Raw genomic sequence first — 16471 nt, 5'->3', positions numbered from 1 at the left:
ATCAGCGCAATGCAAGTTTTAGAAGAAAAAACAGCACTATCACCTATTATTGAGGTGCTTTCGGAGACATTTGAAATTCCTCAGCTCAAAAAAAAGCGGCGTGTTCACGTTTTGCTTCCCCACGATTACTACGAAAACCAGGAGCAGCGTTATCCGGTCCTATATATGACGGATGCGCAGAACCTTTTTGGTGAAGGCTCGCCTTACGGCAACTGGGAAATCGATAAAAGCCTGGCTGAACTGGCCAGGGAAAATAAAGCAGGCGTAATTATCGTGGCGATTGACCATGGGGATGAAGAACGCATCAATGAATTTTCTCCTTACGACAACCCCCGGCTGGGAAAAGGACTTGGCTCTTTATTTTTGCGCTTCGTTGCTGAAACGCTTAAACCACACGTAGATGCCCATTACCGCACCAAGCCCGAGCGCTTGAACACGGGCATGGGTGGAAGTTCGGTGGGCGGATTGCTCAGCATTTATGCGGCGCTGATGTTCCCACATGTTTTCGGACGCCTGATGATCTTTTCGCCGTCGCTGTGGATTTCGCAGAAGGTTTATTTTGACGCAATTCACTTTTTCGAGCCGTTTGAAACACGGATTTACTTATACGCCGGTGGCAAGGAAGGCGCTAATATGTTACCCAACTTTGAAAAATTACATAAGACGCTTGAAAACCAAGGCTTTGGTTATAAGCGTGTAAAAATTAAAAGTTCGGTCGATCCCGAGGGAGAGCATGAGGAGAAACAATGGAGCAAAGAATTCCCGACGGCTTTGAGATGGCTGTTTTTTGAAGAATAAAACCCTTGATCACATTGATTTTGATCGCATTAATATAGAAAAGGGAGAGCGGCGCATTGGCCAGCTCTCCCTTTTTCATTTCTCGATAAGCTATTATAAGATATATTGGCTCAGGTCCCTGTTCTTCACCAGGGCAGAAAGCTTTTCTGAAACCAGTTCCGCTGTCACAACAATGTGTGAATCGGCGCCGATAACGTCCGGAATGTCGAACATGAAATCATTGAGTAACAAGCTCATTACAGTTTGCAAACGACGCGCGCCAATGTTTTCAACCTCGCTGTTCACTTCAAAAGCGATCCTTGCGATCTCTTTCAATGCGCTATCTTCAAACTCCAATTCAACGCCTTCTGACTCCATCATGGCCACATACTGTTTGGTAAGGGCGTTTTTCGGGGTTTTCAGGATTTGGTAAAAATCGGCTTCGGTAAGGCTGTTCAGTTCCACGCGGATGGGGAAACGTCCTTGTAATTCAGGGATAAGGTCCGAAGGCTTTGCAACGTGGAATGCACCGGCTGCAACGAACAGAATGTGGTCCGTGTTGATCACGCCGTGTTTCGTATTTACGGCACTTCCTTCTACGATCGGAAGCAAGTCGCGCTGAACGCCTTCGCGGCTTACATCCGGGCCGCCGCCTCCGCCTGATCTGCTGGATGCTACTTTGTCAATTTCATCTATAAAAATAATCCCCAGGTTCTCCGCTTTCTTGATCGCCTCCATTTTCACCTCATCCATATCGATCAGCTTGGAAGCTTCTTCGTCCAAAAGGATTTTTCTGGCTTCTTCGACGGTCACTTTGCGTTTTTTGCCTCGGCGCGGCATCATGTTACCGATCATTTCCTGAATGTTCATCATAGAAACATCGTCCATTGCGCCGCCGATCATGCCTACATTAGGCGCCTGGTTCTGCTGCACTTCAATGTCGATCTTCCGGCTGTCGAGCTCGCCGTTGCGGATCTTTTCACGGAAACGTTCCCTGGTCCGCTGGTTAAGCTCCGCATCGTTCTCGGGCATTACTTCGGACGTGTTGTTGTCCGGTTGGATTTTAACTGAACTCGAACCATGAACGGGCGGGATCAGTGCATCAAGGATAATGTCCTCCACAGCCTGCTCGGCTTTGAGCTTTACTTCTTCTTTTTTCTGCGTCCGTACCATGCCCACAGCCTGCTCCACCAGGTCACGGACCATGCTTTCAACGTCCCGGCCTACATAACCTACTTCGGTAAATTTGGATGCTTCCACCTTTACAAATGGCGCATCTGCGATTTTGGCAAGGCGGCGTGCAATCTCTGTTTTGCCCACACCCGTTGCGCCGATCATTAATATATTGTTGGGAATAATTTCCTTTTGTATATCCTCGGGACTATTCATTCGCCTCCAACGGTTCCTCAATGCGATCGCAACATTGCGCTTCGCGTCATTTTGTCCGATGATGTATTGGTCAAGCTCGAAAACGATCTGACGCGGGGTTAGGCGATTTAAGTGTTCAGTCATGTGATTTAATATCGATAGGTATTATTATTGGTTTTACTCAAAAATGGCCATGTTTTCCGAAGAAAGAGGCCATGCTTTTCAAGATTGCTGAAAAGAACTATGCCGGTACAAAATGTCATGCTGGCGTGTTTCGGGAAATCTTTTGCGCGTTTACATTTTGTACATAGCCTTCCATTACCTTTGTTTTCTCTTCAAGTTTCTGTAAAAAGATTTGTTTATAATATGAAAAAAATCCTGCAAGCCCTTTACATTCTGGTTGCAAGCACTCCTCTCCTTTTCGCGCAGACTCCGGCTGATAACAATCCCGTGGACCTGGTGAACCCGCTGATGGGAACGCAGTCCAAATTCAGCCTTTCGTCCGGTAACACCTATCCTGCCATAGCCCTGCCCTGGGGAATGAATTTCTGGATGCCGCAAACGGGCAAAATGGGCGATGGTTGGGCGTATATGTATGACGCTGAGAAAATCCGCGGTTTCAAACAAACCCACCAGCCAAGTCCCTGGATCAATGATTACGGCCAGTTTTCGATCATGCCTGTCACGGGAAAGTTGAAAATTGACGAGGAAAGCCGCGCAAGCTGGTTTTCACACAAGGCCGAAGTGGCAAAGCCCCATTACTACAAGGTTTACCTGGCCGATCACGACGTAACGACGGAGATCGCGCCCACGGAAAGAGCGGCGCAATTCCGTTTTACCTTTCCACAAGCCGACAGCTCATTTGTGCTGATCGATGCATTTGACAGGGGTTCTTACATAAAAATCATCCCTGCTGAACGCAAGATCATTGGCTACACCACCAAAAACAGTGGAGGCGTGCCGGCTAACTTCAAAAACTATTTCGTAGTCGTTTTTGACAAAGCATTTACATTCTCCTCGGCATTTCATGGCAAGACATTAGCCAAAGACACTTTGGAACTGAAAGCGGGCCACGTAGGTGCGGTTGTTGGTTTCAAAACAAAAAAAGGCGAACAAGTTGGACTGAAGGTAGCTTCTTCGTTCATCAGTCCGGAGCAGGCAGAGCTTAATTTGCAGCGCGAGATTGCGGGTGACAACTTTGAGGCCACCAAAGAAAAAGGGCGCAAGGCGTGGAACGCGGAGCTGTCGCGTATACAGGTGGAGGGTGATAACAAAGACCAGATCCGCACTTTCTATTCGTGCCTGTATCGTGTGCTTTTGTTCCCAAGGAAGTTTTATGAGTTTGATAAAGCCAACAAGATCGTACATTACAGCCCGTACAGCGGCGAGGTGAAGCCAGGTTATATGTTTACGGATAACGGCTTCTGGGATACATTCCGGGCGGTTTTCCCATTCTTCACATTGATGTACCCAACGCTTAATGCGCACATTATGGAAGGTTTGGCCAACGCCTATGACGAAAGCGGTTACCTGCCGGAATGGGCAAGCCCAGGCCACCGCGATTGTATGATCGGTTCCAATTCTGCATCGTTGATCGCAGATTCCTACATTAAGGGAATCCGCGGTTATGACATTAATAAGCTGTACGAAGCCGTAATCAAAAACACCGAGAATGCTGGCCCGGTGAGTTCAGTAGGCCGTTTTGGTCATGAATATTATAATGAACTGGGTTATGTGCCTTACGATGTAAAAGTGAATGAGAACGTAGCGCGTACGCTGGAATATGCTTATGCAGATTTTTGTATAGCCCAATTGGGAACAGCTTTGAAAAAGCCTCAGAAAGAAGTTGATCTATTTCTGAAAAGAAGCCAGAATTACCGGAATGTATTTGACCCGGAAACGAAGTGGATGCGCGGAAAAATGAAGGATGGACAATTTCAAAAGCCATTTAACCCGTTCAAATGGGGCGATGCATTCACCGAAGGAAACAGCATTCACTACACCTGGTCTGTTTTTCAGGATGTTAAGGGCTTAATTGGTTTGGTTGGCGGCAGAGAAGCTTTTGTTCAGAAACTGGATACGGTTTTTACATTGCCCCCTATTTTTGACGATAGTTATTACGGATTCCCCATTCACGAAATCCGCGAAATGCAGATCATGAACATGGGTAATTACGCGCATGGAAACCAGCCGATCCAGCATATGATTTACCTTTATAACTATGCAGGAGCACCTTATAAGGCTCAATATTGGCTGCGCCAGGTGATGAACAAGCTTTATCAGGCAGCGCCGGACGGTTACTGCGGGGATGAAGACAATGGTCAGACTTCGGCCTGGTATGTGTTCTCTTCGCTGGGCTTTTATCCGGTAACACCCGGAACAACGCAGTATGTGATCGGCTCGCCGCTTTTCAAAAAAGCCACATTAACGATGGAAGACGGTAAGAAATTCATAGTCCAAGCTCCGGCTTCGAATGATGCCAATTTGTACATTCAGGGCGCTTCGCTGAATGGTAAAACATATGGCAAGACCTTCCTGGAACATGCCGACATTCAAAAAGGCGGAACGGTTCAGTTCAATATGGGCGCTCAGCCTTCCAAAACCTGGGGCGTAGCCGCGGATGCAGCGCCATTTTCGCTGACCAAATAGAAGTTATTGCTTTATAATCTGGTCATGCACCAGGACAATTTCCAATTATTCCACTTTTTAGGTCAGGCAAACCGGGAAGTGGAATAATTATTTGACACAAACCAAAAAACTAAATCAATTAACAATGCAATACAGGAAACTAGGAAACTCTGACCTGGAAGTTTCGGTGATCACTTTTGGTGCCTGGGCAGCCGGCGGCTGGATGTGGGGCGGAACCGAACGAAGCGAAGCTGTAAAGGCCATCCAGGCTTCATACCATGCCGGGGTTACCTCCATAGATACGGCGCCTGTTTATGGGCAGGGATTAAGTGAAGAAATTGTTGGTGAGGCGATCAAGGATCTGCCCAGGGACAAAGTTCAGATCCTGACCAAATACGGGATGCGCTGGGACCTTACGAAAGGGGATTTTGCCATGCATAGCAAAAACAATGCAGGTGAGGATATCGACATTTATAAATACGCAGCCAAAGACAGCATTATTAAGGAATGTGAAGACAGCCTGAAACGCCTAGGAACGGATTACATTGACCTTTATCAAATCCACTGGCACGATAAGACCACGCCGATCGAGGAAACTATGGAGGCTGTTTCTCAGCTCATCCAGCAAGGCAAAGTGCGGCATGCGGGCGTTTGTAATTATGACGCAGCACTCATGCGCGAAGCAGCGCAATACATTGATCTCGTTTCGGACCAGGTTCCGTACAGCATGGTGAAGCGTGAAATTGAGAAAGAATTGGTGCCTTACTGCATTGAAAACAACAAATCCATATTGGCTTACAGTCCTTTGGAACGCGGATTACTAACCGGAAAGATGAAGCCGGGCCACAAATTCGCTGCGGACGATCACCGGGCTTCCATTCATTTTTATAAAGATGAAAATCTGGAACGTGTTAATGCATTCCTGGATAAGATCAAGCCCATTGCCGAAACAAAAAACGCAACACTTGGCCAGCTTGTGCTGCGATGGACGGTAGAACAGCCGGGCATCAGCATTGCGCTCGTTGGTGCGCGGGATGCCACTCAGGCATTGCAGAATGCGGCTGCGATCGACATTTTGCTGAGTGCGGAAGAGATTAATACGATCACGGCAGAATTGGATAAACTCCAATTAGTTAAATAAGGATGGAAGGCCGCAAGGCCTTTCTTTTCGCTATCTTTGACATGTTCACCACGAATTAAATCAGGCATATTTATCCAACATTATGAACAAAAACATTCCTTTCCTTAAAAAATATCTTCCCGTCGCATTGGGAGGTTTACTGCTTACCGCCTCAATCGGATTAATGAGTAACAGCGGTCTTGAACCCGGCAAACTTTCGGAAGCTAACCTGAAAGTCGACACGGTTGCATCAGGACTTACCATGCCATGGGCTTCTGCCTTGTTGCCAAACGGTGATATGCTGGTTACTGAGCGCGGCGGAAAATTGCGGCTGGTAACAGGCGGAAAGCTTGATCCCCAGGAAATCACAGGCGTTCCCGAAGTCTTTTACAAAGGACAAGGCGGCTTGCTGGACGTTGCATTGCATCCCGACTACAAAAACAATGGCTGGATTTACATCAGCTATTCTTCCCCAAAAGCAGCGGGTGAAGAAGGTGAAGACGGCGGCGCCAACACTGCCTTGATGCGTGCAAAATTGAAAGACCATGCATTAACCGACATCCAGCCATTGTTCAAGGCCATCCCGAATGTGAAGGGAAGCCCGCACTATGGCGGACGCATTGTATTTGATAAAAAAGGTTACGTTTTCCTTTCCCTGGGCGAGCGCGGACAAAAACAAAATGCGCAGGATCTTGGAAAAGATCAGGGCAAAGTGATCCGCTTGCATGAAGACGGCAAAATTCCCACCGACAATCCCTTCGTAAAAACGGCTGGTGCAAGACCCGAAATCTGGACTTACGGCCACCGCAACCCGCAAGGAATGGTTATTCACCCGACTACGGGCGTGATTTGGGAGCATGAACACGGTCCGCAGGGAGGTGACGAGCTTAATATCATTGAAAAAGGCAAAAATTACGGCTGGCCGCTGATCACTTTCGGGATCGATTATGATAACAGCATTATTTCAAAAGACACCGCACGTGCAGGTCTTGAACAGCCGGTTGTTTATTGGAAACCGTCCATAGCGCCTTGTGGAATGACATTCGTTACGAGCGATAAATTCAAGGATTGGAATGGCGATCTGCTGGTTGGCTCCCTCAAATTCATGTATCTGCAACATTTGGTAGTTAAAGGAAATAAAGTGATCAGCCGCGAAATTATTTTTGATAAAATAGGTCGTGTGCGGGATGTGCGCCAGGCATGGGACGGTAATATTTATGTGGTGCTTGAAAATTCAGGCAAAGTTGTCCGCATCAGCCCAAAATCATAATGAAGAGTGTTTTCGCATTACTAACGGTCGCGGTTTTCTGCTCGGCCATGTTGCCGCAGGACGATGAGCTTGCCAAAAGCATTGAGCGGGGTAAAATGGTGTATTCCGAAAACTGCATAAGCTGCCACATGGGCACCGGCGAAGGCGTAACGGCCACATTTCCGCCCTTGGCAAAATCGGATTATCTGATGAAAACGCCGGAACTGGCGATCAAAGCGATCAAATATGGGCTGATCGGTAAGATTAAGGTGAATGATGTGGACTATGATAACATGATGCCGAACCCGGGTTTGGGCAATGACGAAATTGCCGATGTTACGAACTACATTATGAACACCTGGGGCAACTCGTCCGAAAAGAAAATGATAACGGAGAAAATGGTTGACGAAATCAAGGAGAAGAAATAAGTTAACCAAAAGCTTGATATAGAACAGGATCGCCATAAACGATCCTGTTTTTTTCTTTTTATATAAAACCAAATGCCTGCAACATAGCCACCAACTTCACTATTTGAAATAAATCTAAATAAACGCTTGGTTCGAAAAAATTGCCGAACGATATTTGCCAGCCAAAATATTATTTAGACCAATTTTAAATACAATGCAAAGATTTTACGCTTTTATCCTGTTTATACTTTGTGCAACTGCTGCATTCGCACAAAACGGCAGAATTACAGGCCAGATACTCAGCTCTGACGGCCAACCTGCGGAACAGGTTTCGGTCGGCATTAAGGGAAATTCCAAAGGCTCTGTTTCCGATGCAGAAGGAAAATTTGTGATCGAAAGAGTGAAACCAGGCAGTTACACCCTGCTGGTAAGCTTCGTAGGACTGGAAACGCAGGAAAAATCGGTGGAAGTGGTTGCCGGCGAAACGGTGAATGTTGCATTCACGCTTTCGGAAAGTGATAACCAACTGTCGGAAGTGATTGTAAAAGGTGGAAACCCTTACAAATCTGACCAGGTCTCTTCGAGCTTGAAATTGCTTACTCCTATTTTGGAAACACCTCAGAATGTACAGGTTGTAACCTCCAAAGTTTTGGCGGATCAGCAGATCATCAGCATGAGCGACGGTTTGATCCGGAATGTAAGCGGCGCTACCCGCCTGGAACACTGGGGCGATCTGTATGCCAACATTACCATGCGCGGCTCGCAGATCCAGGCTTTTCGCAACGGGTTTAATGTTGTCAGCTCATTCTGGGGACCGCTTACCGAGGATATGAGCTTTGTGGACCACATTGAATTTGTAAAAGGCCCTGCTGGATTTATGTTGGCAAATGGTGATCCTAGCGGCCTTTATAATGTGGTTACCAAAAAACCAACTGGTGAAACAAAAGGTGAAGTGTCGCTGACAATGGGCAGCTTTGACTTTTACCGCGCAACATTGGACCTGGACGGGAAACTGGATAAAAGCGGAAAACTGCTTTACCGCCTGAACCTGGCCGGACAGAACAAAAATTCGCACCGCCCTTACGAATACAACAACCGTTACAGCATCGCGCCGGTCATTTCCTACCAGATCGATGATAAGACGAAACTGACGGCGGAATACACCATGCAGTATGCAAAAATGTCGGATGTCGGCTCCTATTACGCGTTCACGACAGACGGCTACGCGACATTGCCAAGAAATTTCACGGCTATGCCTCCGGGACTGGATCCCACGAAAATCAAAGATCAAAGCCTTTTTGTAAACCTGCAACACCAGATTAACAGCGACTGGAAACTGACAGCGCAAGTCGGTTATTTCAACTATAATCAAAAAGGGTCCAGCATGTGGCCGGATTCCATCAGCGAGGATGCACGAATGGTAAGGAGCGTGGGGATATGGGATGCAAAAAGCGAAATGACACTTGCACAAACATTTATTAATGGTTCGGTAACGACCGGCGGCGTGCAGCACCGCATATTGGGCGGGATCGACATCGGGACAAAAAACTATTTTGCAGACTGGTCGCAGACGCACGCGCTGGATACACTAGGCGCGCTGTTTGACCCAAAAAACCCATATTATTCAACGCCCAACAATGGTTACCCGGTGTGGGACCGCTCGCTGAACCTGGAAGCGAGAGCTGTAAATGGTGGTGGAACCATGGACCAGAAGTATACCGGGATCTACTTGCAGGATGAACTTGGTTTTATTGATAACAAGATAAGGCTGACATTGGCCGGGCGTTACACGCACGTGAGCCAGTCGTCGTGGGGCGGTGCGCCGGATAAAGCCAGCCATTTTACGCCGAGAGTTGGATTAAGTATTTCAATTGATAAAAACACTTCGGTGTATGCGTTATATGATGAAGCATTTTTACCGCAATCCGGAAGGATCAGAGGTGGCGGCAATGCCAAACCCATTACCGGAAGCAACCGTGAGCTTGGGGTGAAAAGAGATTGGGCGGAGGGTCGCTGGAACACGACGGTCTCGGTTTACCGGATTGTAAAAAGCAATGAGCTGACACCTGATCCATTCAGCCCGAACAACTCTGGAATTAGTGTTGTATTTGGTCAAAAGCGTGCGCAGGGTGTAGAATTTGACCTTCGCGGATCCATTGTAAAAGGACTTAATCTGACAGCAAACTACGCCTATACCAATTCGGAAGTATCGAAAGTGAACGAGGGCGTCCAGACATTTACTGTTGGCGACGTAATCCCGGGGTTTGCCAAGCACACGGCAAACGGCTGGCTTAGCTACACATTACAACAAGGCGCAGCTAAAGGGCTCGGCGTGTCCGGTGGTTTTACATATCTGGCCGACCGCGCTACGGCTACATGGAGCCTCACGAATGACAAACAAAACCTGCCGAATTACTTCAAGCTGGACGGTGGACTTTTCTGGGAGAAAGACAAAATCAGACTGACATTGAACGTGTTTAATGTGCTTGATAAATATCTGTACAGCGGAAGTTTCGAGAGTTATATCAATGCCTACTACACACAGTCAGAAGCGCCAAGGAACTATCGTTTGGGGCTAGCTTATAAGTTCTGAGAACATTTTATTCAACATGCTATTCGGGCATTCAGCGATCATATGCTGAATGCCTTTTTTTGTTTTCAGACGGCATGCGCCAGCATTAACCTTGCCCCTTTTTTAAATTTATCACTCAGCACTTCATAAGTTTGATGCACTTTTGCATTTGGATCAAACTCCTGCCCGACAGTTGTGAAAGCCTTCATATCGGCATAATGTTCGAAGATGCCAAGCGCTTTAAGCCCCATCATTGCAGCACCCACCGCACCGGTTTCGACTGTTTCATTCAATTTTACTTCCTTTCCAAAAATATCCGAAAGCATTTGCACCCAGATCGGGCTGCGCGCAAAACCGCCGTTGGCGTAGATCACATTAACCTTTTGCATTTCCATCAGGATTTTGCCAATTCCGAAGAGATTGAGTAGAATGCCTTCCATAACCGCCTTGGCGAAATGTGACCGCGTGTGCTGAATATCGAGTCCGGTGAACCCGCCGCGCACGGTAGAACTCCAAAGCGGCGCGCGCTCGCCCAGCAGATAAGGGTAGAAAAGCAGTCCGTTAGCGCCTGCATCTATCTTCGAAGCTTCTTCAAAAACCGTGTCAAATTCCTCTTTTGGGAAAAATGTATTCATTAACCATTCAAAAATGACAGCCCCATTATTGGAAGGACCTCCTATAATGAATGTATGCTCATCCAGGACATAGCAGAAAGTCTGCATCTGGGGATCTGAGTAGGGTTTATCAAAACAAATTCTTACTGCTGCGCTAGTGCCGATAGTAACGGCCATAGAGCCGGTCTGAACCGCTCCGCTGCCCAGGTTGGCCAGGCAGCCATCGCTGGCGCCCATGATCAGCGCTGTTCCTCCTGGTAAACCCGCATCGTTTTTCGCGGGCGTTTCTTCAATGTGATACGGAGAAACTGCGGTGGATAATTTCTCAGCCGTCAAACCCAGCTTTTTGAGTGTGTAAGCATCCCATTGCAATTCCCGGATATTGAACATTCCCGTGGCAGAAGCGACCGAGTAGTCAATAACAAATTTGCCCGTCAACCGATAAATAATGTATTCCTTAATGCCGACAAAACGGTTTGCCTTTTTATAGATTTGCGGCTCATGCTTTTTGAGCCAGAGTAACTTACACACCGGCGCCATGGCGTGAACAGGCGTTCCGTTGTTGTAATAGATTTTTTTTCCGACTCTGGAAGTGCGTAGTTTGAGCGCAATGTCGGAGCTGCGGTTATCGGCCCAAATGATGAGCTGCGTAAGCTGCTTTCCGTCCTTATCCAATGCCAGCACGCCATGCATGGCTGCACTGAAACTGATGCCCAGCAATTTGTGCCGCCCCGCGCAAGCTTTCACAACGGTTTTAATGGTTTTGCAGGCCGCATCATAAATTTCATCCGGGTTCTGCTCACTCCAGTCCGGGTGCGGATGGTACATTTCATAACTTTCACTGTGTGAGGCCAGAATGTTGCCTTTCACGGAATCGAAAGCGACGCATTTTACATTTGTTGTACCAATATCACAACCTATGATGTAGGGCATTTTGTTAAATTTAGAAGGCATTGACGGGCTAAAACCCAGTCAGGCAGCCCGATTATTTAATTAAAACAAATCAAAAAATCTGAAATCTTGCCAACAACTTGGCACGGATTTGTTATTTTCGCAGAAATAAACGCATTAAGATTTTTATACATCCGACCATGTCCGATACAACACATAACGAATCCAGTTCACTTTCCAGCGGAGTTTACGTTGCAGCATTTATCATTCTGTTCCTGGTGCTGGCTGTACTTGCTGATCTGTTTACCTTTATTTTGGGAACAATCGGACTTGTTATAACATTCGCAGCTTTTTACAGAGATAACAGCCACCAAGGCGACGATCACCACTGATATTTCTGAGCTGATCAATCGCTGATTCAAGCTGATTAATCGTTTCAAAAACGTTTCAACGAACGGCCATTTCGGGCATGGATTGTAATATTTTCCATTCCAACTGGCCGTTTGTCATGTCCGACGTCCAGGATTCTTCAAACACACATTGATCCTCCAAGTCGCGATAGTCTGCGGTAACGACATTGCCTTTCAGCAGCAATCGGACAAAGCCATTGTAACCGATCTGATGTCTTTTTATCACTTTCCGCACCCTGCGGTCATAATAACCTATTTTTTCGAGGTCTTTCCCGACAGGCATCGCCGTTTCAACGGGTAAGCCACCGTGACCGATGCAACGCCCATAAGCCTGGGGACCTTTTCCGTTGGTACCAACATTGTACACAACCAGCCTGTGATCATGCCCCCAGAACCACACAACCGGACGTGTTACATTACCCATCAGCTCCCGGATCTGTTCGCCAGGCTTCGCATAATCTTCCCTGAATGATGATATATAAGGATGATGGCTCAGGAAAATGATCCCGCGCTTGTCCTCCGGGTTACCCAGCTGAACAACATCCCTGAGCCACGCCACCTGTTCATCTTTCAAATGACAATCGGGCGGTGAAAGGATCTCTACAAACGGCCTGCCGACGGAAGTATAACCCGTATCAATCCCTATGATGCGCCAATGTTCGTTTTCGAGACAAAAGAACCCGGCTTGTTGCGATTTTTTCACATCGCCTTCCTGAATGTACATAGCAGGCAGCAGGTGCTGGAAAAAGGCATTTCCATTGGAATACATCTCATGATTGCCCGATAAAGCCAAACTTCCCGACGCCCCATAATACCAGGAAGCGTGCGGAGCGGTAAAATTATCTTCAATCTCTTTTGGCGCACCTACGAAGTAAATATCGCCCATATGTATCGTATAATCAGGCGCGTAGCGGGCAACCAAATGCGCGACTGCATCTGACTCCGCCGTATCGCTGGCCCAATCGGACAGCAATGCAATGCTTATTTCATCCCTCGACGGAATAGAAGAATTTAACTTGTAAACGCCCGTATCACCATTCCTCGGATAAGCCTGGTAAGGATGCCGCGGCCCGAAACGACTTTTCAGATAATGCCAGGCAAAACCCAGCAGATTGGTTTTGAAGAAGTTAGAAACAACATTGGTTGCACTGGATGTATCCTTAACGTGCTTTTCGTAAAGTTCAAGTTGGGTTTTTGCATGATTTTCGGCTTCGCTGTGACCAAGGTCCAGATACTTTTTGGTTCGGTCTTCTGCTGACTCGGGCATATGTAATTCGATATTCGGATGTTAACCGGTAAATAAAATGATTATTGATTACCTTTCCCAAAAAAATTAAACCACCATAAACACAGACTCAAATGAAAAAATTGACTTTTACTCTTATGTTCTTTTTTGCGGCGAGTGCTGCATTTGCACAAACGATGATCGCCAAGCAGGTTGCTGACTGGGAAAGAGCAAAAAAATACACCCAACAATATCTGGATGCAATGCCGGAAGAAGGTTATGCTTTCAAGCCCACACCTGAAATCCGCTCATTTGCGGCCCAGATGGACCATATTGCAGATGCTAACTTTGCATTTGTTTCGGCCGCATCCGGTAAAAAAAGTCCGTTTGAGGGTTCAGCAGAAAAAATGACAGATCAATCCAAAGCTGCTGTTTCTAAGGCGGTTATGGAAAGCTATGATTTTGTTATCAACACATTGAAAGGCATGACCGAAGCAGACCTTGCGAAAGACGTGAAAGTATTCGGGATGGATATGAAAGCCGGTGTTGCATTCGAGAAAGCATTCGAACACCAGACACACCACCGCGGGCAGACAACGCCTTACATTCGCATGAAAGGCGCGACGCCTCCAAAAGAAATGTTATTCTAATCAACAAAAATGGGATCGACGAGATCCCATTTTTGTTTTGCTTCAAGCCTTTGCTTTTGACTTGATATTATAAAGGTTCAATGCAAAAAAGCTGTATAATTTCATGAACGCGGGTGGTATAACAAAGTCGCGGATCACTTCCTTCCTTCGCTGCGGTGAAGGATCTCCATCAGCCAGATATTTCAGCGCATACTTCAATCTTGGCCAGTAAGTTTTGCCATATTCTTTCGAAAACAGCAACTTATAATAGTAAGTGGCAATGTTCTTCTTCAACTTATCATCGTATTTATAGCCCAGCTCCTTATTAATGTTGGAATAAAGCTGAATACGGTTGAAAAGGAAATCGGCGCCATAATGGTTATCCGCAAAGCTTGCCCCTCCCCTGTTTTTCCTGTAAACCGACATCACTTCGTCGATATAACCAATCGGGCCACGGGTGGCAAACATGATATTTCTGGGAATATCGCCGCTGGTTGAAAGGTTGGTCCACTCAGGATCAGGATGTTTGGCAAAATCCTCCCGACGGAACATTAAGCTGGAAGTCGCGATGAAACAAAGCTCGTCCTCTCCTACCAGGTCCTCCACGGTTATTTCCGGTTTTGAAAGCGTATTTACCAGATAAGGCGGCGCTGCATTGTCGTCAAAAATAACGCGGGCATTATGGTAACAAGCCGAGTAATGCGGATTTGCGTCCATCATTTCCACTTGTTTTTGAAGCTTATGCGGAGAAATCAGGTAATCGTCGCCGTCAAATTGCGCTATGTATTCGCCTTTGGCGGCTGCAAATGTGGCAAGTGCATTGAATTTACCATTAAGCCCCATGTTTTTCGGATGCAGCAAAAGCCTGATCTTATCTGGAAACCGTTGCTGGTAATCCTTTAATATAGCGGCCGTATTATCCTTGGAGCAATCGTCCCCTACAACAATCTCAAAAGGAAATGTAGTCTGCTGCATTAAGATCGAATCCAGCATTTGGGCTACAAACTTTTCGTGGTTGTAAGTGACAACACACACACTCACTTTTATCATATTCATTAGTCAATTGATGCACGTCTGGCTGTAAATTTAATTTTTTATTCCCGTTTTACCCGAATCATGATATTTTCCGGCCGGGATTGCCACTGTTTCAGCTCGTCAGTACAGACACTAAACTTATAACCCGGTGAAATAAATTCCGTTACCCAACATTAATTTGCTATAATCTACATTTGTGAAAGTTTGACCACGACCATTTTCTTCATGTCTTCAACAGAAACCAACATTAGCAAGCCACTTTTTAGGGCTCCGCATATATTTTCCCGATTCGCCGGCCTTATCGCTGCGGAAAGCACCAGGCACGGTGGCATAAGCAAAGCACCATATGCGTCATTGAACCTGGGCGGCTCGCAAGACGATCCTGCGGACGTGCTGGAAAACAACATTCGCTTTTTCAATGCATTAAATGTTCCGTTTGAAACCGTCGCCAAGTCGCATCAGGTGCATGATGATAAAATTTTAAATGTCGAAAATCCAGGCCGGTTTGATGGTTACGATGCGCTTATTACCAACAAAACGAACATTCAGCTAGCAGTAACGATCGCGGACTGCACCCCGATCCTGATCTTTGATCCGGTAACCAGGAGTGTTGCTGCTGTCCATGCAGGCTGGCGCGGAACCGTAAAGGGCATTGCAGCTAAAACCATCGCTATGCTCGAAGCAGAGTTCGGCGCAGACCCGGCAAATTGCGTCGCTTACATTGGCACATGCATCGATGAGTGTTCATTTGAAGTCGGCGAAGACGTTTCTGAACATTTTGAAGGAAAATATAAACGCTATGATTCTGAAAAACAGAAATATTTCGTGGATTTGAAGGCGAGCAACCGCGACCAGCTCCTGGCATCTGGGCTGTCTGAGGAGAACATAGAAGTCTCCCCTTTCTCGACGGTGCTCAACAACGAAGATTACTTTTCCTACCGCTTGGAAAAAGGTTTTACAGGAAGGTTACTGGCAACGATCGGGATGACCGACCGAGGCTAAAAAGCAGAAAGACAGCATCCTGGGATGCTGTCTTTCTTTTACTTCCATGTATTTTTATTGAGCTGGTGTTTCTACAACCGGATTTTCCTTTTCCGATGAAGATTGGGTAGCTGGTCGCGAAGCGGCGCGGCCAACGGCTGGTTTAGCATTGGTTGCTTTTACAGCGATCGGTTTAGCGGGAGCGGCAACAGCAGCTTTTGTGGATGCAGCGGCAACGAGCGCAGCAACCTTAGCAGCCTTTTCTTTCTTGCCTTCCTTTTTACCTTTGTCTTTCGATTTCAGCTTTTTCTCTTCATTCTTAGCATCCTTAGCCTGTTTTTTGGCAGTTTCTTTCTCAAACTTTGCTACTTTCTTAGCCAGTTTTTCAGCCGCCTTTTCGATAGACTTCTTTATTTTCTTGGAACCTGCAGAAACTGCAGCGATTTTGCCGGAAAGCGTTTCTGCAATTTCGGTCGATAATTTTTTTGTAGCAGATTTCATAATGTAGTTTTAAATTCTGGTAAAGTTTCTACCCGGTTGAACTAGCAAACGGCGTGTGAACGTG

At 46.6% G+C, this 16471-nt stretch carries 14 protein-coding genes; 9 read left to right on the top strand and 5 right to left on the bottom strand.

What is annotated here, in order from left to right:
- Positions 1–9 precede the first annotated feature (9 nt).
- Positions 10–798 (top strand): alpha/beta hydrolase, encoded by a 789-nt coding sequence (locus L0660_RS03300; protein ID WP_084439634.1) that lies wholly within the window; start codon positions 10–12, stop codon positions 796–798.
- Between the two features lie 93 nt (positions 799–891).
- On the opposite strand, the gene hslU is transcribed toward L0660_RS03300, so the two are convergent.
- Entirely contained in the window at positions 892–2289 is a 1398-nt protein-coding gene (hslU, locus tag L0660_RS03295) for an ATP-dependent protease ATPase subunit HslU (protein WP_233795546.1), read from the bottom strand.
- 222 nt (positions 2290–2511) lie between these two features.
- Between hslU and L0660_RS03290 the strand changes: the two genes are divergently transcribed.
- The 5 genes from L0660_RS03290 (at position 2512) to L0660_RS03270 (ending at position 10142) form a co-directional block, all read left to right on the top strand.
- Positions 2512–4794 carry a GH92 family glycosyl hydrolase gene (locus L0660_RS03290; protein ID WP_235158088.1) on the top strand — a complete coding sequence of 761 codons (2283 nt, stop codon included), beginning with the start codon at positions 2512–2514 and terminating at the stop codon, positions 4792–4794.
- Between the two features lie 124 nt (positions 4795–4918).
- Entirely contained in the window at positions 4919–5914 is a 996-nt protein-coding gene (locus tag L0660_RS03285; protein ID WP_235158080.1) for an aldo/keto reductase, read from the top strand.
- An 82-nt stretch (positions 5915–5996) separates the two neighbouring features.
- Complete coding sequence (locus tag L0660_RS03280; protein WP_235158071.1) at positions 5997–7163, top strand: PQQ-dependent sugar dehydrogenase; 1167 nt, start codon at positions 5997–5999, stop codon at positions 7161–7163.
- Entirely contained in the window at positions 7163–7570 is a 408-nt protein-coding gene (locus L0660_RS03275; protein ID WP_233795542.1) for a cytochrome c, read from the top strand. Before L0660_RS03280 ends, L0660_RS03275 begins: the two co-directional genes overlap by 1 nt.
- Before the next feature lie 193 nt (positions 7571–7763).
- Positions 7764–10142: a TonB-dependent siderophore receptor gene (locus tag L0660_RS03270; protein WP_235158069.1), complete on the top strand. Its 2379-nt coding sequence runs from the start codon at positions 7764–7766 to the stop codon at positions 10140–10142.
- 65 nt (positions 10143–10207) lie between these two features.
- Here the strand turns inward: L0660_RS03270 and L0660_RS03265 are convergent, their stop codons facing one another.
- Positions 10208–11668, bottom strand: coding sequence for a gluconokinase (locus L0660_RS03265; protein ID WP_235158067.1), 1461 nt, complete (start codon positions 11666–11668; stop codon positions 10208–10210).
- Between the two features lie 158 nt (positions 11669–11826).
- Here L0660_RS03265 and L0660_RS03260 point away from each other — a divergent pair, with 158 nt between their 5' ends.
- Positions 11827–12018, top strand: a complete 192-nt coding sequence (locus L0660_RS03260) for a hypothetical protein (protein WP_235158064.1) — start codon at positions 11827–11829, stop codon at positions 12016–12018.
- Between the two features lie 55 nt (positions 12019–12073).
- On the opposite strand, the gene L0660_RS03255 is transcribed toward L0660_RS03260, so the two are convergent.
- Positions 12074–13303, bottom strand: coding sequence for a metallophosphoesterase (locus tag L0660_RS03255; protein WP_235158061.1), 1230 nt, complete (start codon positions 13301–13303; stop codon positions 12074–12076).
- 92 nt (positions 13304–13395) lie between these two features.
- Here L0660_RS03255 and L0660_RS03250 point away from each other — a divergent pair, with 92 nt between their 5' ends.
- Entirely contained in the window at positions 13396–13911 is a 516-nt protein-coding gene (locus tag L0660_RS03250; protein ID WP_233795537.1) for a DinB family protein, read from the top strand.
- Between the two features lie 42 nt (positions 13912–13953).
- Here L0660_RS03250 and L0660_RS03245 read toward each other — a convergent pair whose 3' ends face one another.
- Positions 13954–14940: a glycosyltransferase family 2 protein gene (locus tag L0660_RS03245; RefSeq protein WP_235158059.1), complete on the bottom strand. Its 987-nt coding sequence runs from the start codon at positions 14938–14940 to the stop codon at positions 13954–13956.
- Positions 14941–15150: 210 nt separating this feature from the next.
- On the opposite strand from L0660_RS03245, the gene pgeF reads away from it, so the two are divergent.
- Complete coding sequence (gene pgeF / locus L0660_RS03240; protein ID WP_235158056.1) at positions 15151–15927, top strand: peptidoglycan editing factor PgeF; 777 nt, start codon at positions 15151–15153, stop codon at positions 15925–15927.
- A gap of 54 nt (positions 15928–15981) precedes the next feature.
- On the opposite strand, the gene L0660_RS03235 is transcribed toward pgeF, so the two are convergent.
- On the bottom strand, positions 15982–16407 hold the full coding sequence (locus tag L0660_RS03235) for a histone H1/H5 family protein, HCT subfamily (RefSeq protein ID WP_235158034.1): 426 nt from the start codon (positions 16405–16407) through the stop codon (positions 15982–15984).
- Between the last annotated feature and the right edge of the window lie 64 nt (positions 16408–16471).

The organism is Dyadobacter sp. CY351 (genome assembly GCF_021502625.1).
In the GTDB taxonomy this organism is placed as follows: domain Bacteria; phylum Bacteroidota; class Bacteroidia; order Cytophagales; family Spirosomataceae; genus Dyadobacter; species Dyadobacter chenhuakuii.
The sequence above is the reverse complement of the archived record's forward strand: the minus strand, read 5'-3'. Positions and strand labels throughout refer to the sequence as shown.